Genomic DNA, 24,171 nt, shown 5'->3' with positions numbered 1-24,171 from the left:
CTGACCGGAGATTTCAATCGTATCGGGGTCGAGATAGACAAGTTGGGCGCGTGCGTTGAGCTGGCCGGTTTCGGCAAGCTGGTTGGTCTGGCTTGAGCCGAAGTCCTCATCGGTGCGATTGAAGAGGTAGCCGGTCTCGAACATCAAGCGCCTGCTCAGTGGTTTGCTGAGAAGTAGTTTGTACTCGAAGACTGAAGTCAGGTTGTCGTTCTGGCGCAGCAGATCGTTGCCAGAACCTTCGTAGTCGTACTCGTAACGATTGTAGCGATAGGCGGCTGTGAACCTGAGACGACTTTGAAGGGGGAGTTGCTGAATGGCGTCCAGGTCCCAAAGTCGCTGTTGTGATGTTTGGCGTGCCGTCGTCTCGAAGTTACCGGAGGATGGGAAATAGTCGCGGCGAGAAAATGACTGCGACCCGATTATCGAAAGCGTGTCGTGGTGGTAGACGAGTTGCGGCAATTCGTAGCTGAGGGCGATTGAACGTCGGGGAGTGCTTTCGACGTTGGCGAGTTCGCCGGAGATTTTGCCCTCACCCCATCGACGTGAAGAACGCGGCAAGAGCCGGAGTTCGGCCTCATAAGCCAGGCCGTTTTCGCTGTTGGATGTTGGTTCGAATCGACGTTCTTCCCAGATGACGCCGGCGCCTTGTTTCCAGCGCAAATTCGGCAACTCCCAGTTTGATGTAATAAGAGCGCGCGTGCCGATGAAGCGTTTTTCTTCGAGGCGGTCGAAGTCCTGCGAAAGTGAAATGCCGGTTTTGAGACGCGGATGGAGTTGATACTCAAGAGCGCCTTTGGTTGACGCGGTCTTCTGCCAACGGTCACCGCCCTGTCCAAAGATCGATTCCTGGAAGAGGGTAGCAGTCGAACGATTGTGAAGGGCGAAAGTAGTCTTCTTGCCGATGGAGTGAGTCGTTGATAGGGAGTCGGCCCAATTGTATGTCTGGCGGTCAACCGAGAAATCGAGATTAAAATAAAGCGAATACGCCGAGGTAAGCGGCAGCAGTATCAGGAAAGCAAGTGCTCGGATTGCTGCAGTAGAGAAGAGAGACGACGAGCAAGAGTCACGAAACTCTCGACCGGCAATTGTTCCGGACGGATGGTCGGATCGATTTGCAGTTCTGTTAGGCACGATTCGAGTGACGATTGCTTGATAGGGTATTCATCCCGCAAAATACGAATTAACTGCTTGCGACGCCACCGGAAACAGGCGGAGGTCAGGCGGCGCAAACTGGGAAATTCGCCATCTTCGACCAGCGACTTGGTCCGGCGAGTGAGAATCAGCACCGAAGATGAGACCTTGGGGGGCGGCAGGAATGAGCCGGGTTTGACATCGAAGATCTTCTCGACTTGATAGAAGAGCTGAATAAAGATCGTTAATGAACCGAAATCCTTGTTTCCATGAGAGGCCGCGAGCCGTTCGGCGACTTCGCGCTGAATCATTATTGCGGCTTGCGGAAAGCGGTCGCGATTGTCAACGAGCCACTCCAGGATCGGCGAAGTGATATTATAGGGGAGATTACCGACGAGTTTGATTTCGCCGACAGGGAAGTGGTCATCAACCTTGAGTTCGAGAATGTCGGATTTGATGACGTGTAAGTTGGCAGCATCGGCAAAACGCTCTTGCAGGACAGCGACCATGTCGGGATCAAATTCGATGCAGGTGATGTCTGCACCGGTTGAAACGAGATGAACGGTGAGATCGCCGCGGCCGCCGCCGATTTCGAGAACACGGTCTCCCGGCTGGGGATTAAGCAAAGAAGCTATTCGTTTGGCGGCGTGAATATTGATGAGAAAGTGCTGGCCGAGACGTTTTTTCGGTCTCATTCGAACTCGAAGAATCTTTGCGCGTTCGCGTCGATGATGGTTTCGATCTCTTTTATGTCGCGATTCGACACGTCGGCGAGTTTGCGATACACCAGCGCCACCATGGCGGGCTGATTGCGAGTGCCGCGATGCGGGTGCGGTGTCAGGAAGGGTGCGTCGGTTTCGAGCAAAATTTGGTCGAGTGGAACATCACGGACGAGTTCTGGCAAGCGCGAATTGCTAAAGGTCAACACTCCACCAAAGCTTAAAAACATACCATAATCAAGCGCACGACGGGCTTCTTTGGGAGTGCCGGAGAAGCAGTGAAGGACGACGTTGTTCTCGTAGGCTTTTTCGGCGATCAGCATGTCGAGGGCTTCTTCGTAGGCATCGCGAATGTGAATAATCAATGGCAGTCCCAGTTCGCGGGCGAGATTCATCTGGCGGACAAAGACAGTCCGCTGAACATCCCGAGGCGAGCGGTCGCGATAGAAATCGAGGCCGACCTCGCCGATGGCGACGACTTTGAAGTTGTTTGCCATCTCGCGCAACTGCTGTTCCATGCGGTCGTCATAGTTTTTCGCATCGTGCGGATGAAAGCCGATAGCGGCATAGATTTCCGGATGCCGATTGGCAAGATCGACGGAGGCTTGGGACGATTTCAAGTCGCAGCCGATGTTGACCATCTTGGTGATACCGGCTTCGCGCGCGGCAGTAAGAACGGCGGCGCGGTCGTCGTTATAATCGGGAAAGTCGAGGTGGCAATGGGTGTCGATCATGGGGATGGCATTCCGAGTTCGAAAGAGGAATACAACCCCCTAACCCCCTTTGCTAAGAGGGAATAGCAAAGGGCGAATGCGACACTGTGACTCCCTTGAGGGAATGTTGAAAAACCACGCACGCCCGCCGCGCCCCCGCTGACGCGCGCACAATCTAATTGTTCAACAACTTAAGCAGATCCTTCGCTGCGCTCAGGATGACAGTATTGGGGGCTTTTTCGACAGTCTCTGCCAAGGGGGAATTTGAGACAGTCGAATGGTGATTCGGCATTGTTGTTTAGCCTACGGTAGCGCCGGAGGGGATATCGCCGTCGACGGTGACCAGTTTGAGCTCTTTGCCTTTCTTGGCGGCAAGGAGCATGCCGTTGGAGTCGATGCCGCGAATCTTCGTCGGCTTGAGATTAGCGACGACGACGATTTTCTTACCGACCATTTCTTCGGGCTTGTAGAATTCAGCAACGCCGGCGACAATCTGGCGTTTGTCTTCGCCGATAGCGATCTGCAGTTTTAGCAGCTTCGAAGTCTCGGGGACATTTTCGCAAGCGATGACTTCGGCAACAACAAGTTTGGTCTTGAAGAAGTCGTCGATAGTGACGATGCCTTCGGGAAGTTCGGTATCGGCAGGTTTGGCGGTTTCCACTTTTTCCTCTTTGGGCGCTTGCAGGCGCGGGAAGATGTTATCGAGCGGATTGAGTTTGGTGCCGGCTTTGAGCACATCCTGACGACCGGCGAGATCGATTGACGGCTGGTAGCCGGGCGCAAAGCCGAGCATGTTGAACACGACTTCAGATTTCTGCGGCATAATCGGCCAGGTGAGCGTCGCGGCAATGCGAATAGCCTCCAGCGACCGATGCAGGACATTAGCAAGTTTGGCGGTGTTGCCTTGCTTGGCGAGTTCCCACGGCTTGTTGTAATCGAAGTATCGATTGGCGGCGCGAATAAGCAACCAGATCGACTCGACGGCGCTAAGCACATCGATGTTGCGAATCTGTTCATTTACCTTTTGCGGCGTTGTTGCGATCAAGCCCGCGAGTTCGTCGCTGTGGTCATCGGCGGCGCCATCACTTGAGGGAATCTTGCCGTCGAAGTTGGCGATGGTCAATTTCACGACGCGACTGACGAGGTTGCCGTAATCATTGGCAAGGTCGGAGTTGTATTTTTCGTACAGACGCGGATAGCTGATGTCGCCGTCGAGATGGAACGGAAACTGCGATACAAGCAGATAGCGGGCGGCATCGCGGCCAAACTGTTCGGCGAGATGTTCATTGGAAATCACATTGCCGAGCGACTTGCTGATTTTCTGGCCGTTCAAGCTCAGATAGCCATGGATGAACATTATGTCGGGCAGGCGCAGTTCAGCTGCCATCAGAAGCGCGGGCCAGAAGATTGCATGAAATTTGAGGATGTCGCGGCCCATGAGATGGACGACCTGCGACTTGTTCCACCACTTATCGAACATTTCCGGATCATCGCCATAACCAATGGCAGTGATGTAGTTGGGTAATGCATCGACCCAGACATAAGTTTTCTGCGACGGGTCGAAGGGGATGTCGATGCCCCAATTCAAGCGTTCGCGTGAGATCGAAAAGTCGTTGAGTCCCTGCTTGAGCAAGCCGAGAACTTCGTTGCGGCGGCCCTCGGGCATGATGCGAATGCGACCGCTGCGGATGTGTTCTTCGACCTTGTCGAGATAGGATGTCAACCGGAAGAACCAGTTGTTCTCAGAGACAAGCTTGGGTTTGCTCAAGTGATTCGGACAGAGGCCTTCGGGAGTGAGCTCTTTTTCCGTGATGAACTTCTCACAGCCGATGCAATAGAGGCCCTCATACTTGCCCTGATAGATGGCGCTTTGGCCGTCGGGTGTTTTGGTGTTCCAGAGAGTTGTCAGTAGTTTCTGGACGCCTTTCTTGTGCCGATCGGATGTGGTGCGAATGAAATGGTTGTACGAAATGCCGAGCGTTTCGAGCGACTTGACAAATTTCTGATAATTGTCGTCACAATGCTGCTGGGGAGTCTTGCCTAGGGCAAGTGCGGCTTCTTCAACCTTGGCGCCGTGTTCGTCCATGCCGGTGAGGAAGAATGATTCCTCGCCGAAGAGAGAATGAAAGCGCTTGAGAACATCGGCAATGACAGAGGTGTAGCCGTGGCCAATATGCAATTCAGCATTGGCATAGTAAATCGGGGTCGTGATATAGAAGTTCATTTTTCGGGATTATTACGCGCCTTCAACGCGGCGACAAATTGCTTCTTTTTTAGGATTTGGTTGTAATCTTTCCAGCTAAGTTTTTCGGTCAGGCCGTCCTGATAGCGAACGGTCATGTATTGATGGAAAACGTTGACGCCTTCGACAACGGCGCGACCTTGTTTGCCGTCTATCTCAGAGCCAATGTCAGGGAATTTCCGCATGCTGTCGGTATAGTGATTCTGCTCGTATTGCAGGCAGCAGAGCAAACGACCGCAATTGCCGGAAATCTTGGCCGGATTCAGCGAGAGCCCCTGGTCGCGTGCAAGCTGTGTCGAGATTGGTTCGAATTCGCGAATGAATGTATTGCAGCACTGCTGGAGTCCGCAGATTCCGAAACCACCGATACGGCGAGCCTCGTCACGGACGCCAATTTGGCGCAGTTCGATTCGGGTGCGATAGCTCGAAGCGAGATCTTTCACCAGCGAGCGGAAATCGACCCGTTCGTCGGCGGTGAAATAGTAGGTCATTTTATTGAGATCAAACTGGTATTCGACATCGACCAATTTCATGCGCAGGCGGTGCTGTTCGATCAGATCCTTGCAGCGATCCAGCGATTCGGCCTCCATCTCACGATTCTTGGCAAGCTTGTCGCGGTCGTCATAGTTGGCTTGCCGCAAGATCGGGAACGCCTTGGATGGCCGCCCCTTGATGTTGGTGCTTTCGTCGATCTCCATATGAATGAAGCCCATATCCTCGCCGCGCTCAGCTTCGACAATCACCCACTCCTTTTCCGGCAGGACAAGTCCGAAGGGATTGGAGTAAAACTCGCGACGGTGGGCCTTAAATTCGACTTCGTATAGTAAATTCTGTGGTTCCAAACATATCTCCCAAAATGGTTTACCAAACCAATACGTTAAGAGTCCAATAAATTCGATGACAAGTTGACTGTCAAGATGTCTTCGTTGGCAACGGCCCGATAGTTTTGTAGGTAAACGGGCGCAAATAATCGATTTATGACTCAAATCTTGTTGAATTAAAGCGAATAAAAGGTGATACTTCCCTCAAATTTAGGAGAGTTCAATTCGATGTTATCCGGCGATGTTTTAGCTCAATTTAAGATTGTCAAGAAACTGGGCGAGGGTGGAATGGGCGAGGTATACCTTGCCGAAGACACCAAATTGAACCGCCAAGTGGCGTTGAAAACGCTGCGAGATGACTACTTCTCCGACCAGGACCGACGCGACCGGTTTGAGCGTGAAGCCAAGACGGCGGCGCAAATCCAGCAGGCGAACGTCATGGCGATTTATGACATCGGCGTGGCACAGCCATCGGGCGGCAAGAGCGAGATTCACTACATTGTAATGGAATATGTGAAGGGGCAATCGCTGGGCGATTTTTTGACCGTGCATTCCAATGATGTCGGAAAGCTGATTCGGGTATCGGAAAAAATAGCAACCGGCCTGGCAGCGGCGCATAAACTGAATATCGTCCATCGCGATATCAAGCCGGAAAACATTATCGTCGATGAGCAAGAAGAACCGAAGATCCTTGATTTCGGTCTTGCCAAGCCAATGGCACCACTGCAGACGCCAGAGCAGGCAGTCAGCGGCGAGACGGTCAAAGCTAACCTGACTAAGATCGGGACGGTTATCGGGACCGTGGCTTACATGTCACCAGAGCAGGCTCGCGGCGAGACAGTCGATACGCGGTCAGATATATTCTCCTTTGGTGTGCTCCTCTACAAGATGTTCACCGGCCAGATGCCGTTTACGGGGCAGTCGCAGGTTTCGATACTGGCGAAAATTCTTGAGACGAAGCAACCACCGCCGCGCGAACATCGCAGCGACATCGACCCGGAAATCGAGCGTATCATCGACAAGTGTCTGCAAAAGGACGCCAACGAACGATATCAGGACACGCGCGACCTGGTGATTGACCTGCGAAATCTGCGGAGGCAATACGACAGCGGTGTGTCATCAACGGTATCCGGGGTGAAGCATCAGGAGCAATTCCGCAAAGAGGTACAAAAAGAAGTCAGCCGCTCACGACGCAAACGCATCATGATAGCTTTGCCGATTGTTGTCATTCTGCTGGCATTAAACTGGTTGCTGTTCCACGACAAGGGACCGCTAGCAACAGCTACTGCGGACGCAAAAGAATACAGTCTTGCGATATTGGGATTTGAGAACAAGACGGGCGATCCGCAATTTGATTGGCTGGAAACGGGTCTGCCGGAAATCCTGATGACCGATCTGGCACAAGGACAGATGATGAACATCATCAGCCAGAGACGCTTGCTGGAAGCGATGGGCAGTTCCGAAAATTCGGCGAGCAGTGTCAGCTACGAGGATCAGGTCAATGCGGCAAAGAAGCTGGGCGCCGTAAACGTCATGTCGGGCACGATTTACAAACTTGGCGACAAGTTCCGCATCGACGCCAGACTTGAGGACGTCAAGACTGGTCGCGTGATTATGGGCGAGAAAGTTATCGGCGACGATGCATTTGCCATTGTCGACTCACTGACCTCGAAGATTGCGGCATCGCTGAATATGGAAGAGGTTCTGAGGATGGATCGCAACGTCTCGCAACTGACGACTTCAAATCCGGAAGCCTATCGTTATTACCACACCGGACTGAACGCGTTGTTGTCGTCGATTTGGGATGAGGCGACGGAGAACTTCGAAAAGGCAATTGCGGTAGATTCGACCTTTGCGCTGGCCTATATGCGACTGGGAATGGTCAAGATATTCCAAGGGCGGATGCCGGACGCAGCGCCATACTTCGCGCAAGCAAAGCAGCTTGAAGCGAATATGCCGATTCGCGACCGTAATTTGCTGGACGTATATTCAGACTTGTGGCTGAGGCAGCAGTTTGATGATGCGTTTGTCAAGATCAAGACGTTGGTAGATAATTATCCGGAAGATATTGAAGCGCGGTCGATCTATGCGCTTCTGGTTTGGTCTTTCGCCAAAGACACTACCGGTGCGTTTCAGCAACTTGAAGAGGTCTACAAGATTGATCCGAAGTTCCAACTCGCCCTTGGTTTCAGCGCTTACATTCATCTTGATCTAAAGGAATATGACAAAGCGATAGAGGTCTTTAATCGAATCAAGGAGTATCATCCCGATTCACCGACGCCAGACTTGAGCATAGCGAATATCTATACCAGAATGGGTCAACATGACAAGGCGAAGACTGCATACGAAGAATACTACAAGCGATTCCCGGATGATGCAGCGGCACTGACTAATCTCTGCAATAATGCCATTCGCAGGCGAGACTTCGCAAAAGCGGACTTCTATGCGGAAGAGTTGGCACGCAAGCACGGTCAAGATCCTTATGACATGAATGACTATTTCGAGATCAAAGCAAATCTCGCTAACTGGCAGGGCAAGTTCCGATCCGCAATGGGCTACAGGATTTCTGCTGCCAAGCAGATGGCGATGACCAATGACAGCAGTCAATTCTACAATTCCTGGGAAACAATTGCAGTGCACTATGAGTATCTGGGATTTCCTGACAGCGCCATACATTATCTGGCGGATAAGTACGAATTTGCAGGATCGACATTTCGAGTCAATCATTGGCTGGTCTTGATCGCGATTGACCCCACTATGGCTGATTCTCTCAGGCCTATGATGCAAGTCGACTTGAATAACATGCGCACTCGGTTGCCGGCGCAGCTCCAGCCGCTGGGTGATAAGGTTGGCGAGTTGTACGATGCACTCGGCGCCTCTGACACAGCAAAGATGATCAGTGTCTATGATGAGTTGGACAAGACCAGGCACTGCCGGGGGGATGCCGCAAGGACGATTGCGACACTGGCGGCGTTTTCCGGACAATACCAGAAGGCGTATGATCTCCTGACTAAGTACCTTGCTGAAGGTGGTGCAGTGACCTCTGGTCTGTTCTATCCCTACACTCTTTACATCTTTGGCATTGCCAACGAAGGACTGGGTAAAACAACCGAAGCAGTGAAGCTGTATCAGGAGGCGCTCAGCTATTGGAAGGCACCGGAGATAGAAATTCCCGCAATTAAGGATATGAAAAAGCGGCTGGCAAGACTTGGCGCGTAGGGCTGCACGCAAGCAGATCTAATAACCGAAAACCGTGATCTCGCGCGTCTCGAGTTCAGTGACGAAAATGTGGCGGCTGGCCGGTTCAATCGCCATTCCGGTCGGGCGATGAAGATTGCGTTCACGCGGATATACAAGCCGCAATTTTCCTTCCAAATCGTAGACCAACACCTTCCCGGCAACTTTGTCCAGAACGTGAATGCGAGCGTTAGCGGAATCTGTGATTGAGGGCTGAATCGCCATATCGCAAGGCATAGCGATGCGGTTGATTACCGGCTTCTCAGCGGCGATTTCGTAGCTAAGTTCTGATGTGCAGAGATAGACACCGCCCGGTTGGCCGTCGCCGATCCAGAGTTTACCATCGGGTGCGACTGTCGCGCAAAGTGGAAGAGTAACGGCGCTGGAAAGTTGTGAAGGGTAAATAGCAATCAACTCCAGAAAATCAAAAAAGGGCTCATCCTTGAAGAGCGATATCTTGGCGACGCGGTGGCGCGCCATGTCGGTGGCGTAGAGAAAACGGTCATGCACGACGAGATGCACCGGTTTGAGCCGGGTGTGTCGGTCGGGATACCACGAGGCGGAACTGCGATAGTAACCATCGCGGTCGAAAACTGCAATGGTACCAAGGACCGTATCGGAAACGATGAGGAGCGAATCAGTCAGTGCCATTGCCGTCGGTTGAAGTGCTGCCGGGTTGTCGAGGCGAATAGTGTTGAGAAGATGAAGCTTGGATGAGTAGACTTCGATGAACGACTTATCCGCGTACGACACGAAGAGCGAATCCCCCGACACTGCCAAGCGCAGTGGTGTCAAGTCTTCGCCGGCGGTGCGAATCTCGAAACTGGTCAGCTCGACAGGCGGAGTGTCAAGCGGAAGCGCTGTGTGTTCAGGGATTTCTTTCGCCAAAGCCGGGCGGATCAAGTAGAAGTAGAGACCGGAAAGAACAAAGAGAATCACCACGCCTAAGATGACGTAGCCGAGCCATTGTGATGGCTTCTGTTCAGCAAGCGCCACCGGCTGAAGATAGAAGTTAGTGTTTGAGACTTCCGGTTCAGTCATTGTTTGCTCGCCCGAACGGTGTCCTGAGATTGTCGAAGTTGTGTGCTCACTTTGATTTGTATCGGATTTCAGAACGAAACGCCCACCCAAAAAAGGCAGTAATCTTGAAACATTTTTGAGATTCGACGCGTCCAAGTAGGCAGAGCAAGGTCCCCCACCACTTGAAGGAGGTGTAAAATGGCCAAGCGAATGTATTTATCCAACCAGAACAAGGTGATTGCCGGAGTCGGCGGTGGTCTGGGAGAGTATTTCGATATTGATCCGGTGTTGATTCGGATTGGTTTCGTCGTGCTGGTATTCCTGCACGGATTCGGGCTGTTGGCCTATATCGCAGCGTGGATTGCTATGCCACGGGTGCCTGCCGATCATGTGGTAGTTGAGCCGGTTTCCAAACCGGAACCGTCGCCTACACGGAAATATCTCCCGGGGATTACATTGGTACTTATCGGATTGGTGTTTCTGCTCGAGCGGACATTTTACTGGTTCGAGTGGCACTATCTCTGGCCGGTTCTGATCATCGTTGCAGGTTTGGCGCTAATCTTGAGCGCGATTTTGAATCGCCCGAATCATTCAGGAGGTGTAAATGAATCCGTCGAGAGTTAGATGGGGATTGACGCTGATTGTCATCGGCGGTATATGCCTCGCAATAAATCTGAATCAGCTAAGCTGGTGGGTGTTTCTCGATTTCCTTTATCTGTGGCCGGTGATAATTATCGCCATCGGTTTGGAGATGATTCTCAAGAAGACGCGATTCGAGAGTTTTGCGTACTTATCAAGTTTGTTGCTGCTGGGCGCCTTCGGTTGGGCGATTTGGGCCGACGGCGGACTTTCCGATCGCAGTGCCTCGTATGATTCCCGCTATGACAACGAATCGAAATTGCCTTTCCAGAATGAGCAGGCAGTAAATGTGAAGGCGGATTTCAGCAACGGTCGATTCTATGTCAACTCGGGCGACAATGATCTGGTGCGCGTCACTGATGGGAGTTCAAAGACTCGCATAGAGATGAACAGCAATTGTTCAGGCGCCCGCTGTGAAATTGATTTGCACAGCAAGGAACGCGGGTTGTTTCGCCGGTCGAATTTTACTTCGAGCGACAATTATTGGAAGTGCTATGTCAATTCGGCGGTGGATGGTAGCTATGAACTGAAGCTTGATGAAGCGGACTTGCGTTTGTTTGCCGATGATCTGCGAATCAGCTCCTTGAACATCGATGCGATCCAGTCGAATCTGCTTCTTAAGCTCGGCGCAATTTTGCCGCGTATCGAGGTCGAGTTGACGGGGCGCAGCACTGACGTTGATCTGGTTCTGCCGGATTCGGTAGGGATTAGAATTGAAGGCGCTGACTTGCGCGAGTCGACAGTAGAAATCTTCAACCTCATCGACAGAGGCGGTTACTACACGAATGCACTGTATGAAACCGCACCGGTGAATATCAATGTCGTTTCGAAAATTGACAATGGACGGATCAGTTTGAGCACATACGAGCGGGAGAAACCGGTAACCGATTCGATATAGATTAAGCAATAATTTTTCGCGACGCATTATCCTCTTTGGACAATTTCTCCGTATCAATTGGACGATAGAAATTGACCACGGAGGATTTTTTTTGAAAGTTCACTATCTCATCATGGCGCTGGGCGCCTACATGCTGGCAATGGGGATACTCGGGTATGTGCGTACGGGTTCGCCGACAGCGCTGTACATCAACGGCAGTTTTGCGTTGGTGACAATTGCGTTGGGCTACTTCAACGGCGGCGGCAACGCAATGCTGTACAAAGTGACTCTGGGCTGGGTAGTTGTGTTGACTGTCATGCTCAGCTACCTTACGATCAAGCGCATAGCCGCGCATGCAGAAGCGCGAGCCGGATCGGAACTGATATTCGGTTCGATGGCGCTGTTTGCGTTGATAGTCGCGATTACGATGTTCATGAAGATGAATCGGGTGAGTTCGACGTAACGACTTAGATTCGGCCCACAGAAAAGCAACGGCGGACAATTCGCAATGAACTGTCCGCCGATTTCATTGATGGTGCTGTGGTGGTGGCTATTTCATCCAGGTCACGGTCATGTAGTCGGTGTTACCGCAGAATTTTCGCCAATAACCGCTGAGGGGAAGATGTAATTCCGCCGCGTCGAGCGACATATTGCCCATCTGGCCTTTGACCATGCCCAGGAGTTTGTTGTTCATATCGGAATAGAATCCAATAAACTGGCCGCGTCGTGAGCCGCACAATGGGCACATTGTCGGGTCATCATAGTACCACGTGCCATAGACGTGATAAACGACTCGGGCAGTGAGGCCCTCAGAAACCCAGCCCTCAAAGATTCTCTCGCCGTCAGGTTCGGTCCAGAAATTTCCGGCAAGCTGGCCGTATGGTTCGCTGTTTTGTTCCCACCAATCGGTGTGGAATGTCCCAGTTTGGCCACTGTTGTCGGACTTGATCCACTCGCCGGAGAGTATGCCGGTCGGGCAGGACGTCGAATAGATTCTGCGCGCGTGGATCGCCAGCGATGCAGTATTCGACACGAGATAAAAGGCGTTGAGATTGGCCAGCTCTTCGATGTAATAAGTTTTGGTGATCTGCGCCGTTGCAAGTGTGAAGACCGGCGCGGTGATGTAGGCGATGTCGCGGTCGACATAGATCAGCATGTTGATGCCGTCGAAATCATTGTTCGTGCTGGAAGCCCAGGCTACCGTCGAAGGGACATCGTACAAGATGATCGAGTCCTGACCGGGTTCAAAGTCGATAGTATGCGTGACGTCGATGGTGGCCACGCCGTTGATGCCGGCTGTTCCGCTCCAGTCGAGAGTCGGTCCCGGCGTTGGAGTTGTATTGGTGAGACTTCCCCAAAGCAAGGTAACGGCGTAAACGTCGTAGTTTGCGTACGGTGGCTCGGCAGGCGCGACGCCGGGCTGGGCAAGGTCAGTTTCGGATGTCGGAATCGCCAACGGGACGGCGTGTTTTGTCAGTAGATCCTGCACGGCGCCGGGGACTTGGTTTGAGTCTTTATCCGCGACACCGGTGGAGGTATCTTTGCTGCAGCCGGACAAGACCGCAAGAAGGAGCAATGAGAGGATAGTGATTGTTGTTTTCATAGCTTCCTCGATTGTTTGGATGCCCAAGTTAGAAGCAAATCAATATCGTCCACATCAAGACGAACGTTGTGGGAATTGTAACTAAAACAAATACGCTGGAACTATGAAAAAAGTCAAGGGTCGTAATATCACACAAAGGTAACGAACAAAAAAACGCCCCGAGCCGATTTCGGCCCGGGGCGCAACCCTGTGAGTAGCTACCTCCTGTTGAAGGCTAACTAGCTTATGCCGTACTTGGAGAAATGCTTGATTTTGAAGGTCGCAACGCCTTTGAGACCTTGACCTGTCTCTTGGAATTCCCATTCGCCCTTGGCTTCGTTGAAGTAATAGAGGAAGGCGTCAACGGTTGACCAGCCGGCATTGGCTGGGACAATTTGGCGGTGATCGCGAACGTGGTACCGTCTGGACCGCAATCGTATATGAAGATTGATCCGAGCTTGGGGTCGACTCATTAACGACCTCAAGAGAGATCTTGGTCGCGGGCTTCAGCGCACCTGCAGACCGGACTGGCAAACCGGTTGCGAGTTCAATCGCCAAAGATCCGCCCTTGCTCGTCGATCAGCTTCCGACTTCTTTCGAGCCTGGTAGCCCGGGTCAGAGCAGCTCGAAGGCATTTTCCCGGACCAGCAAAATTCTTGTCGGCTTCACCAGTCTCATAGAGGTAATTAACTTTTTCATCAACAGGATTCTGGTCTTCCGGCGTGACAGAGTTGCTGGAACAGCCGGTGAACATGAAAACTGAAAAACAGAAGGCAAGTAAAAGTCCCACTATCGAGACGTACCGCTTGGACTTACTTGAACGCTTCACTCTCTCCTCCTTACCGACACTGTTGCTGGTGCCGTCGTTGAGTTCACTTCTCTTCATCGGCATGGGTTAATGCAAAGGGGTTGCCATCCTGTTTCGCAGGCGAACAAATTCGCCCGAAAAAGTTAATGTATTATTTAGCAAGCAGTTTACGGTGCTTAATGAGTGTTTCATTATTGGACACTTTTTTGAACAGTGAAAATTCCGGGAAAAAGAGGGGGAATCAACCAATAGAGCGTTGGGTGGATTCGATAGAAATTGTGGCTTGCGCCTTCACCAAAGTGGACTGAAAATATCGATAATATCTGGAGCCGAGCAGATCCTTATATAAGGAAGGATCATTCCAAACGGCGAAATTGTTGAGCAACAACGCCAATTCCCTAAGATGAGATTCGGCGTTCACAGTGTCGGTCTCGGATAATCTTACCAGCGATTTCAAGAGCAGTTCGAATTGTTCCTGCGTACGGGCATAGTCACAGCAACGACGATATGACGCAACTGCCAGATCGATTGAACCGGCGATTCGATCGACTTCTCCCTGTAAGAATTCAGACTCATTCTGAGTACGCAATGACTTGGATTCGTCAGCGAAGGCGCGCAATTCGCCAATATGCGCTCGGGCTGAGTCAGCATCGCGAACACCAATAAGGTAGCGGCAGAGACCAACCGTCGCGCGCGTTTGATACTCAAGCGAACCGGCTTCCTGTGCCATCGTTATTGCTGAGCGATAGAGATTCTCGATCCCAACACTCTCTCCGCCGTAGAATGCGCATTCGGTCAGACGGACAGCAGTTTCGGCTTCGAGCTCTTTGTCGCCAGCGCTCCGGGCGAATTCGAGAACCGACTGAAACTTGGCTTTGGCTTCATCGAGCCGGCCGAGGATGAGATCGATATCGCCGAGATTGCCTATGGTATAGAAGTGGGGATGATTTTCGCCGAGATGGACAAAGATGCGATCAGCAGTCGTAAAAAGCTCGATGGCTTGGCGAATACGACCGGCGTGAACAAGCAAGTTGGCGAGATTGCCGGACGCATACGACTGGTTGCGGCGATCGCCATACTCGGCAAAAACTTCAAGTGCGCGATTGGCGAGTTGACGTGCGCGAACGTAGTTGCCGCGTTCTTCTGAGATGATTGCCAGGTTGTTGGCGATTCGCGCGCCGAGATAGCGAGAGTTCTTGGCTTCGTGCAGACTTAGGCATTTTTCGAAACATCTGGAGGCTTCATCGAGATTTCCGCCGGTCCAATATGCAAGCCCGAGATTGTTAAGCGAGTGCGCTTGCCTTTGAATGTCGCCAACAGACTCGGATAAGGTGACGGCTTGTTTACACGATTCTTGAGCTTCTTTGATCTTGCCGGTGCGCCGTTGGAGTTCACCGCGCAATGCGTAGGTGTCAATCAGCAATGATTTGTCCGTAGAAGGGAATTCACGTTCGACGTAATCCAATGCAATTCGGCAAAGGTGATAACGCGATTGTTTCCAGAGTAGTTGTGCAAGTCGGTTGATAGCCCCGTGTTGCTCTGTTTGAAGACCGGCCAGCTTTGCATGATGACGCCAGAGTTGCGCGATAGCGCGGACTTGCCGGTAGTTGCCTTCCGCGATGTAGAAATCAGCCGCCCGGTGGCAGAACTCGAAAAGCATTGTGGAGTCGATGGAATCTGAACCGGCATTCTTCAGGCATGATTCACATTGACGGAAATAGTTGTCAGCAGGTAATGACAAGTTGGCATCGATAGCGTAGACGGCTGCTTTAAGGCTGTAATGGAACGCCTCGGCGGGGCGGTTTGCCCGTGCGAGGTGGTATGCCAAGTCTTGAATTCGAGAGTCGCCCGGTTCACGCAGCAGCTTAGTGCTGATGGAAGAATGCCAATTCTGTAGTTGGAGTACGGGCGTACGATTATAAATGGTCTCGCGCAGAATGTTCCGGTAGAAGCGATATTGCGGCGTTGTTGATGCATACTGAAAATCAGCTGTTAATAAATCGGATTGACAGAGCAATCGAATCGTCGATTCGATTTGTTCCTTGGTCCAATTGCTCTTGAGAGAAGAGAGGTCCTCGGAGCAAAACGACTGTGGAAAGACCGATGCAGCTTTGAGTAGGTTGCGGTGCTCTTCGGGAAGTTGATCGAACCTCGCCAGTTGGAGTTCCTCGAGCCGACCACTCAGTGCGATCTCGCCGACGCCGGCAACGACATCATAGAGCTTCAAATCGGAGACGTTGGCAATTGCACGTGACTTGATTAAGTACTGCAGTGTCTCTTCGATAATCAACGGATTGCCGCTTGAAACGTTGATAAGGTGATTCTCAAGGTCAAGCTCGCGTTTGCCGCGAACAAAGACTGTACTGAGCCACTCGCGCTGTTCGGATTCGGAGAGTCCTGCCAGTGGAAGGGCAACGACGGCGGGGCTGGCGTCATCCCAGCGTGTTTCGTTATCAATCAATATCGCCAAGAATTGAGTCGTATTAGGCCGAGCGATCAAAAACCTGAGAATCGAAACAGACAGTGAATCGAGTGACTCGAGATTGTCGAGAACCAGCAATTTATCTCTAAGGGATTGTCCGATGATATCGGCGACGAGTTCGGCAGTCTTGCTGATGCGAAGTTCCGGAGTCAGGTCGGACAGGCTGTTGTCAACTTTTCGCGGCTGACCGGTCAAAACCGAAATCAAGGGCAGCCATTGCGGATCGAGCCGAGTTGATACTAGAGCCAGAAGCTCTTCGGAAGTTTCCAAGTTCAGCGAACGCCGCATGATTTCATAGATCAGCCAACCGCCGTAACGGAGGTGGCTGTCTGCGGCATCGAAATAGAGAATCTTGTCGGCAGAGACATCTTCGATGGCAACTGCGACAAGTGATGATTTTCCAATTCCCGCCGGACCTGAAAGTGATAGCCAGATTGGTCCGGAGGATACGGCGTGATCATGCGCACTACGAAGTTGCTCGAGTTCGGTGCTGCGTCCAAAGAGTTGGCGCGGACGCCGCAATTGCGATTGCTGTTCCTGAAGTGATTCAAAGGCATAGACCGTGACTGGAACATCGAATCCCTTCAAGTTCATTTGAAGGGGATGCGCTCTGCAAAAACCGGCGACAGCTTGATAGAACTGTTCATCGAGCAGAAGTCCGGCAGGATCAGCTTTCGTCATTAGGCGGGCAGCCATATTGACCGCATTGCCCATGACGGTGAATTCGCATCGGTGTTGCGAACCGACCTCGCCGCATAGCAATGGACCAGATGTCAAACCAACGCGCGTTTCGAAATGCTCAGATTCGATTTTGGATATCTCGACTGCGGCCTTAAGAGCACGCAACGAGTCATTGCCGGTAGCTACGATAGCGCCGAACAGCGCCAACACTTTGTGGCCGGAGCCGAAAGGGTCGATACGAGCAACTGTGCCGGAGGAGTCGTGGATCGCGTTCATGATTTTTGCAAGGTGCTGTTGAAGATGCTCCGGTTGGGCATCTCTGGAAACTGGCTGCACATTGACGAAGGCAACATGGACATTGCGATGTTCACTTTCGATGGTCGACTGGTTGGATGTCCCCATGATGCGATTTAGCAAAGAATCAGGGACATACTTGAGAAGTGAGTCGTCGCTGTAGCCAAGTTCGATCTGCTGCAACTCAAGTGTGTTGCGATTCACTGCGGGAGCAGGCGACGGTGTTACGATGACGAAGTCCTGCTCACGACGCGTGATTTCTGTCGTCGGCAATGAGTTAGCCAGTTCTGTCGAAAGGCATAGTTCGCCTGATTTCGCAAGATCGCAAGCTCGATATGCAGCGAGAATGGCTTCACCCGAGATTTCAAACTCGGCGCGACCATTGTCTGAGGATACGGTAAGCAAGTCGATGGTCCCTCTGGCAGCGCCGGCATGAAGCGACAGCGGGAACTGACGACATACGACCTGTTCACGATTGATCGTCTCGATAGTCGTCAACATCTCTGCGTAAACCTTGAGAATGTTAGTATTTTCGGGGAAACAGCACCAAACGGCATCGCCGGAGAACTTCAAGATATCGCCATTGTGGCGCGCAACATCAGCGGCGAGCGATGCAAAGAGGTTATTGAGCAGGTCAGTGAGATGTTCGAATCCAACGCGACCTTGCAATGATAAGTTCCTGGTTAGGACAGTGAAGCCGCTGGCATCGGCGAAGAGCAGGATGCGCGAATGTTGAGTGACGTTGTGGTTCGTTTCCCGATTATTGGATTTCCATTCGCGAAGAAGTCTGGGCAGGTAGCGAACGACCGCGGATTTCAAGTTCTTCGGCTCCTAATAGATGATGCGGATTATATAAAGCACGGCGAGATGAGCCGCTTGGTCGACAAAGAAAGCGTGTTTTCCACCATTGGTCTTGTTGGACTTGATATGATCCTGTAGCCAGTGCTGAACATATAGTGTGGCCAGAATTCCTCCAGCAAACAGCGTCGGGAATGGTCTTTGATCGAGCAGATACTCGCCGATCCACCAGAATGCTCCGATGGTGACAACGTAGACCAAAACGTGCAGTGACAGGATAGCCTTGTTTGAGCCTTTGTACTTTGCCATATGGTCGGTCTGTAAGGCGAAGTCGCCGAAGATGTGGCCAAGAATCAAAAAGAATAGGGTATCCGGCATTTCATTCACCTCAAGCAGGGATTGTTATCAGGAATGTGGTGCCTTGACCGGCGCCTGAGGTGACAGTGATTGTGCCGTTATGCAGGTCGATGATTTTCTTGATTGTTATCAGTCCGATGCCGTGTCCTTTTGCCTTGGTAGTGAACCTCCGGACAAACAGTTCGGGTAGGCGTTCCGGAGCAAGTCCGGGTCCGTTGTCGGAGACGCTGAGCAGTACGGATGCCGTTTTTGGATCGTAACGCAGCGTGATTACTATGCGCGGGGCGTCGTTTCCTTCCTGGCTGTTCAGCGCGTCAGCGGCGTTGATCAGAAGGTTGAGCAGGACTTGCTGCATTTGAATTTCGCAGAAGTTGACCAGTTTCGGGAAATCGAGCGCAACATTGGTGGCGACATCGATATTGTGGAAGCGCTTCTGCGGACGCAATACCCGCACCATCACACGTACAGTCTCTGCAAGGTTTTTGCGCGTGAAGACTGCCGAGTCATTACGCGTGCCCATGAGACCTTCGACATAGTTGGATATCGAGTCGACGCTGGAGCGCATAGTCTCCAAATGACGCATGCTCTTGTCGTCGCTGCCAGCACCGAGACGAAGTTGCAGAAGTTCGAGATTTCCACTGATAACAGTCAGATAGTTGTTGATGCTGTGGGCGAATTCGGATGCCATTTCTGATTCAGTTGCGAAACGATCAAGCTTGACGATCTGTTCGTTGAGCTCGATCAGCTCGGAAATGTCCTCGAAGTTGATCAGATATCGGTCATGACTGGAGGTTGCGCGTGTGTGCGAAATCGACATGAAGAACGTTCTGGCAACAGAACCAAGCTTGACAGTGTATTGTCCTGACCAGGTCGAAACCTTGCTGGTCCGGAGATCTTGGAGCGGATTGCTTTCGACGAAGAAGTTGAGCAACGGAACGGGCAGCGTGGCGTTTTCCAGTCCCAGCATCCGTCGACCGGCGGGATTGAGCAGTTCAACCTGTCCATCCTGATCGATGATCGCGATGCCTGCCGGCGAGCGGTCGATGACCTTCTCGAGGAAATCGTTGACGCGTGCCAGCTCTGAATTCTTGGATTGGAGTTGCTCGTTGTTTTCTTCGAGTTCAGCTACGCGAGTCGAATCGGAGTCGCGCAATTTGCGGCTGAGATTGCGCATTACAGCGATGGCAAACTCCGGCTCACTGCGGGCGAGTTTGGAAAATTCTTCGAGATTGTATTCGATGGCATCGCACTCGTCTTCAGCAATCACTGAAGCGAATCTGGGGGAGTTCTCCAAAAGGGACATTTCGCCGAAGAACTCTCCGCGGCCGCCAAGAGAGATATCGATGTCGTCCTTGACGATTCTGACGGTACCTGACAAGACAAAGAGCAGTGTGCAACCGGCGTCGCCTTGCCGGAAAATCACTTCACCGGCTGCAAAATGCCGTCGCACGCCGGCTACTGCCGGTACTGATAAGTTCGCCGTTTCTTTAGTCATTAATAATATGGGCGCCCCACCCCACTCCCTTTATATCGGCACCAGTCAACAGATTCCGCACGGGTTCAATGCGGGCACAAGTCGAAAAAGGTGGGGTCGAGATTGTACCAGGATGAAACAAACGAAGATGTGAAGCTTAGTGCTTAGAATGTGTAAGTGATTTTGAGTTGAGCGCCTGATTTGTCGCCTTCGAAATCGGGAGTAAGGTCGACATCAAAACCGGACAAGTGAGCATCAACATAGGCGTCGAACATGCTGATAAACACCGAGAGTCCAGTCAGCCAAAGATAGTCGTTGCGGCGATCGCGGTAGTTGAGATAAGTGGTAAAGTCACGCCCTGATTCAGTTTGCGTGACCAGATCATATTGGTCCTCAGTCTTCTTCCACCATTGAATCGACTTGACGATAAAGAATGACTCGGCGCCGAAGACAATCGCGCTCTTGACGTATTTGCGGTTATAGAATTGCCCCCAGCCTGGAACGGCGACCGAACGCAATAGTGCTCCCATCGGGGATCGGCGCGGTTTTTCGGGCTTAAGGACTGGTTTTGACTCGGTGATGATTAAACTGTCTGATTGCGCAGATACCGGAGCGGCACAGAACGCAAATGCAAGGAATAGTGGGAGCAAGAGGTATCGCATTGATGTATAATAATCGTGCCTTCAGCCATCAGCAACAGCTATTACCAGCGTTATCTTGACAGTCATCGGCGAATGGGTATATTTCTGCGATGATGCCTTCCGATAAACTGGTCAAGATTCTACGCGGCCGACCGCGTACGGTAGTTTTGACGGGTGCTGGTGTGTCGGCTGAATCAGGAGTGCCGACCTTTCGCGGCGGCAGTGATAGTCTGTGGTCGAAGTTCAACCCCGAGGAATTGGCGTCGATAGATGGCTTCATGGCGAACCCGAAACTGGTTTGGGAGTGGTATTCGTGGCGCCGAAAGCTGATCGGCGAATCAAAGCCAAATCCGGGGCATGAGGTTCTCGCGAAATTGGAAAAACACCTGCCGGAGTTTACTCTTATCACGCAGAATGTCGATAATTTACATCAACGCGCCGGTTCGGAACAAGTGATAGAGCTGCACGGTAACATACTTAGGGACAAGTGCATCCGATGTGAGCGACCGGCTCCGAATGCTGTTTTTTCGGAAGACAAGCTTCCGCTGTGTTCCTGCGGCGGAATGATCCGTCCCGACGTCGTCTGGTTCGGGGAGATGTTGCCGGAGGAGGCGATTTCTACGGCGATATCAGAGTCACGGGCGGCGGAGTTGTTTCTCAGTATCGGAACGTCGGCAGAGGTGTTTCCTGCGGCGGATCTACCGATCGTCGCCAAACGAAGCGGAGCATACCTGGTGGAGATAAACTTGGAAGAAACGAGAATAAGTCCTCACGCTGATGAAGTGTATCGCACGCCATCAGGAGTTATACTTTCCGCGCTCTGGGAGAAAATCGGAGCCTGTGGCGAATCGCGTACGAATACAGTAGCTCATTAGGACGGTTATGAAGATTACGATGCCATCTGGAAGATTCTTGATTTATATCGGCCTGCTATTGGCCTTGGCAGGGACGGTAAATAGTTGTGTTTATTACAACACCTTCTATCTGGCGCGCAAGAATTTCAATAGCGCAGAGTCGTCACGCAGGCAGGCCAATCGCGACGAGGCCTCGGGTGCGGAAATCAAGGGTTATGAAACCGCCATCAAGAAGGCATCAAAGGTATTGAGCGAACACCCCACTTCAAAATGGGTTGATGATGCGTTGTTCGTAATCGGCAAGTCTTTCTATTATCTTGGCGAGTTCGCCAAGGGCGAGCGCAAATTCCGCGAGCTGCTCTCAAATTTCCCGGATTCCAAGTACGCGGACGAGTCGCGGTTTTTCCTTGGCAAGTCGCGTTATCAGCTCGAAAACTATGTTCCAGCGCAGGAAGTCTTCGTTGAGTTTATCGAATCGAGCAAGAACGACGCGTGGCGTGCCGAGGCAATATTCCTGATGGCTGAAATGAATGCCAAGCAGGAATTGGACGCTGAAGCGATAGAATTCTACAAGCAGTTCGTGGATAAGTACTCATCCAATTTCCGAACCGCTGATGTCTACTTCAAGATGGGCGAACTGCAATTCAAACTTGAGCGTTATGAAGACGCGGCGGAGTCATTTGCCAAAGCGTCAACGACAACACAAGTCGACAAGACCAAGTTTGATGCGCGCTACCGGCAGGGGACCGCACTGTTTGAGATTGACAGCGTTCAAGCCGGTTTGGCTTTGTTTGAGAAATTGCGTGATGAACAACAGGACTCAGTACAACTCGGAAACATCCTTCTGCGCATAGCGGATGGCAACAAGCTGCTCGGAAATGAACGCGAGGCGATCCTGATGTATGATGACATCGGAGTCTATTTCGAAAAACGAGTCGAGTCCGCGGAAGCATACTATAGATTGGGTGAACTCGCCCAAGATGACTGGGGCGATCTGGCAGTCGCCAAGGACATGTATTCTCTTGCCGGCAAGGAACAACGCGGTGGCGAGTGGCGGGTCAAGGCGCAAGAAAAGGTCGCTGATATTCAACTAGTGGAAACGTATCTGGCCGCGGTCGGTTCGGATTCGCTTGAAACTGCATTGCAGAGCAGATACCTGTTAGCGGAGATGTATCGCACGGAACTCAATCGTCCCGACTCGGCAATGCAGGAGTATCGCAAGATTATAGAACTTGGTCCGGATAGCCCATTGGCGCCACGTTCGTTGTTGGCAATCGGTTGGATTCTCGAAAATCATTATTCTGACACCGTCGCCTCGCACGCGCAGTATCAGAAGGTTATTGACCAGTACCCTCAATCAGATGCGCTTCAGAAGGCGGTTGAATTGTTGGACTTGTCGGGAGCGGAACCGTACGACGTTTATCCTGACAAATTGTATGGAATGGCAGAGAATCAGTTGTTTGATGCCGAGAATCTCGATTCGGCCAAGTCGCTTTTCCAGCGGTTGATTGATGAATTCCCATCATCGCGATTGGTTCCGAAATCGGAGTTTGCATTGGCGAAGATACAGTTAATGCAGTTCGTGCCTTCAACGACGCCAATCATCCGGCCAAAGGAGACTCCCGTTGCTGTTGCTGCAGACAGCACCTCAAAGTTAGGTGATTCTACGATAGTGCTCGATTCTTCCAAATTGCCAATCGTACTCGATTCGCTGATGACTTCAGATAGTGACAGCACCGTGACTATCAAGGTCGGCGATTCGACAAAGGTTTCCAGCGGCGCAGATTCGGTGAAAAATCCGATGGTTATTGATAGCGCCAAAGGGTTGGTGACGGATAGCCTTGCCAAGCCAGCGGCGAAGGATAGCACTTCTCAGCCCAAAGCAGATTCGGCTAAGGGCGCTGTGTCTTCGAAGGACAGTGTTAAGGCTTCTGCGGGCGATAGCATTGTCAGGCTTGCGGATATGATTGGCCGAACCGACATCCCAATCGATACAATGGCTGCAGCAGCGAAGCGAGATTCGATTTTGGCAGCAAGAGCGCCAAGGCCTGATACGACCAAGGGCAAATTGGTGAATGATACGACGCAAATTGCTCAGGGTAAGGATTCGACCAGAACCTCTCTCGTCGGAAACGACTCTACCAAAGTTTCGTCCTCGGGATCGGACTCAACGGCAGTCAAAGCCAAGCCGGCTGAACCAGAGTACATTGACTCGACGATGATATTCGTTTTCAAGAAGTTGGCGGAAAAGTATGCGGGAACTGAGATTGGTGACGAAGCGCTGCGATTGGCGAGCGGCTCGGGAAAGACCAACAATCGACTCGCTCAGCAGCAGCAAGCGCTGCTTCAGCAACAGCAACAACAGCAGCGATTGGCTGCACAAGCGGATTCAGTCAAGAAAACCGACACAACAAAGACCGAAGTTATCGATACCCTGACGCAAGGGCAATTGGATGAAGAGATGTTACGGCAGGAAATTGACGCCTGGCCGCTAATTGATGACATTCCATCAGTTACTGGCGAGTTCGTCTATCCGGTCGAAGCCTCAACCAGCAAGTTTGAGGGTCGCGTTGTTCTGAAGATTAAGATCGAGTTTGACGGTAAAGTTAGTGAAGTAATCTTCCTGAAGGGTTCCAAAATAGTGGCCATCGACCGCGAGGTTGAAAAGGCATTATTGGATACTTATTTTGATACGCTGAAGATTGAGCCCTTGAAACTTAGCGGAAAGTACTTTATATATAACTACGAAATTAAGCTGCCAGAGGTGTATCGATAGATAAGCGTGACATAATTCGTAGTTG

The 24,171-nt window shown here is 51.7% G+C and carries 18 protein-coding genes; 6 read left to right on the top strand and 12 right to left on the bottom strand.

Going from position 1 to position 24,171, the window contains the following annotated elements; translation table 11 throughout:
- Nucleotides 1-1,007: 1,007 nt before the first annotated feature.
- From rsmA to IPH59_13940, 4 genes are all read right to left on the bottom strand, one after another.
- Nucleotides 1,008-1,826, bottom strand: a complete 819-nt coding sequence (gene rsmA, locus IPH59_13955) for a ribosomal RNA small subunit methyltransferase A (GenBank protein ID MBK7092803.1) — start codon at nt 1,824-1,826, stop codon at nt 1,008-1,010.
- Entirely contained in the window at nt 1,823-2,584 is a 762-nt protein-coding gene (locus IPH59_13950) for a TatD family hydrolase (GenBank protein MBK7092802.1), read from the bottom strand. The genes rsmA and IPH59_13950 overlap by 4 nt, the downstream gene beginning before the upstream one ends.
- Nucleotides 2,585-2,861: 277 nt before the next feature.
- Nucleotides 2,862-4,787, bottom strand: coding sequence for a methionine--tRNA ligase (metG, locus tag IPH59_13945; protein MBK7092801.1), 1,926 nt, complete (start codon nt 4,785-4,787; stop codon nt 2,862-2,864).
- Nucleotides 4,784-5,647, bottom strand: coding sequence for a hypothetical protein (locus IPH59_13940; protein MBK7092800.1), 864 nt, complete (start codon nt 5,645-5,647; stop codon nt 4,784-4,786). The genes metG and IPH59_13940 overlap by 4 nt, the downstream gene beginning before the upstream one ends.
- Before the next feature lie 207 nt (nt 5,648-5,854).
- On the opposite strand from IPH59_13940, the gene IPH59_13935 reads away from it, so the two are divergent.
- Complete coding sequence (locus IPH59_13935; protein MBK7092799.1) at nt 5,855-8,845, top strand: protein kinase; 2,991 nt, start codon at nt 5,855-5,857, stop codon at nt 8,843-8,845.
- A gap of 18 nt (nt 8,846-8,863) precedes the next feature.
- Here the strand turns inward: IPH59_13935 and IPH59_13930 are convergent, their stop codons facing one another.
- Nucleotides 8,864-9,904 (bottom strand): hypothetical protein, encoded by a 1,041-nt coding sequence (locus IPH59_13930; GenBank protein MBK7092798.1) that lies wholly within the window; start codon nt 9,902-9,904, stop codon nt 8,864-8,866.
- A gap of 177 nt (nt 9,905-10,081) precedes the next feature.
- Between IPH59_13930 and IPH59_13925 the strand changes: the two genes are divergently transcribed.
- The 3 genes from IPH59_13925 to IPH59_13915 all read left to right on the top strand — a co-directional run bounded on the left by IPH59_13925 (nt 10,082) and on the right by IPH59_13915 (nt 11,862).
- Nucleotides 10,082-10,507 (top strand): PspC domain-containing protein, encoded by a 426-nt coding sequence (locus IPH59_13925; protein MBK7092797.1) that lies wholly within the window; start codon nt 10,082-10,084, stop codon nt 10,505-10,507.
- Nucleotides 10,488-11,420, top strand: coding sequence for a hypothetical protein (locus tag IPH59_13920; protein ID MBK7092796.1), 933 nt, complete (start codon nt 10,488-10,490; stop codon nt 11,418-11,420). The genes IPH59_13925 and IPH59_13920 overlap by 20 nt, the downstream gene beginning before the upstream one ends.
- Before the next feature lie 91 nt (nt 11,421-11,511).
- Entirely contained in the window at nt 11,512-11,862 is a 351-nt protein-coding gene (locus IPH59_13915; protein MBK7092795.1) for a hypothetical protein, read from the top strand.
- Between the two features lie 87 nt (nt 11,863-11,949).
- Here the strand turns inward: IPH59_13915 and IPH59_13910 are convergent, their stop codons facing one another.
- The 7 genes from IPH59_13910 to IPH59_13880 all read right to left on the bottom strand — a co-directional run bounded on the left by IPH59_13910 (nt 11,950) and on the right by IPH59_13880 (nt 20,525).
- Nucleotides 11,950-13,002, bottom strand: coding sequence for a hypothetical protein (locus IPH59_13910; protein MBK7092794.1), 1,053 nt, complete (start codon nt 13,000-13,002; stop codon nt 11,950-11,952).
- Between the two features lie 218 nt (nt 13,003-13,220).
- Complete coding sequence (locus IPH59_13905; GenBank protein ID MBK7092793.1) at nt 13,221-13,454, bottom strand: hypothetical protein; 234 nt, start codon at nt 13,452-13,454, stop codon at nt 13,221-13,223.
- Nucleotides 13,455-13,528: 74 nt separating this feature from the next.
- On the bottom strand, nt 13,529-13,810 hold the full coding sequence (locus IPH59_13900) for a hypothetical protein (protein ID MBK7092792.1): 282 nt from the start codon (nt 13,808-13,810) through the stop codon (nt 13,529-13,531).
- A gap of 220 nt (nt 13,811-14,030) precedes the next feature.
- Nucleotides 14,031-18,065, bottom strand: coding sequence for a tetratricopeptide repeat protein (locus IPH59_13895; protein ID MBK7092791.1), 4,035 nt, complete (start codon nt 18,063-18,065; stop codon nt 14,031-14,033).
- Between the two features lie 12 nt (nt 18,066-18,077).
- Nucleotides 18,078-18,422, bottom strand: coding sequence for a DUF3307 domain-containing protein (locus tag IPH59_13890; GenBank protein MBK7092790.1), 345 nt, complete (start codon nt 18,420-18,422; stop codon nt 18,078-18,080).
- A gap of 10 nt (nt 18,423-18,432) precedes the next feature.
- A complete protein-coding gene (locus IPH59_13885; protein ID MBK7092789.1) occupies nt 18,433-19,896 on the bottom strand; it encodes a cyclic nucleotide-binding domain-containing protein in 1,464 nt (487 codons plus the stop codon).
- Between the two features lie 143 nt (nt 19,897-20,039).
- Nucleotides 20,040-20,525 carry a hypothetical protein gene (locus tag IPH59_13880; protein ID MBK7092788.1) on the bottom strand — a complete coding sequence of 162 codons (486 nt, stop codon included), beginning with the start codon at nt 20,523-20,525 and terminating at the stop codon, nt 20,040-20,042.
- A 101-nt stretch (nt 20,526-20,626) separates the two neighbouring features.
- On the opposite strand from IPH59_13880, the gene IPH59_13875 reads away from it, so the two are divergent.
- Together IPH59_13875 and IPH59_13870 are read left to right on the top strand one after the other, a co-directional pair.
- Nucleotides 20,627-21,391, top strand: coding sequence for an NAD-dependent deacylase (locus IPH59_13875; GenBank protein MBK7092787.1), 765 nt, complete (start codon nt 20,627-20,629; stop codon nt 21,389-21,391).
- A 7-nt stretch (nt 21,392-21,398) separates the two neighbouring features.
- Nucleotides 21,399-24,146 (top strand): tetratricopeptide repeat protein, encoded by a 2,748-nt coding sequence (locus IPH59_13870; protein ID MBK7092786.1) that lies wholly within the window; start codon nt 21,399-21,401, stop codon nt 24,144-24,146.
- The last annotated feature ends 25 nt before the right edge of the window (nt 24,147-24,171 follow it).

The organism is bacterium (genome assembly GCA_016708315.1).
Lineage (GTDB): Bacteria > Zixibacteria > MSB-5A5 > CAIYYT01 > CAIYYT01 > JADJGC01.
The sequence above is the reverse complement of the archived record's forward strand: the minus strand, read 5'-3'. Positions and strand labels throughout refer to the sequence as shown.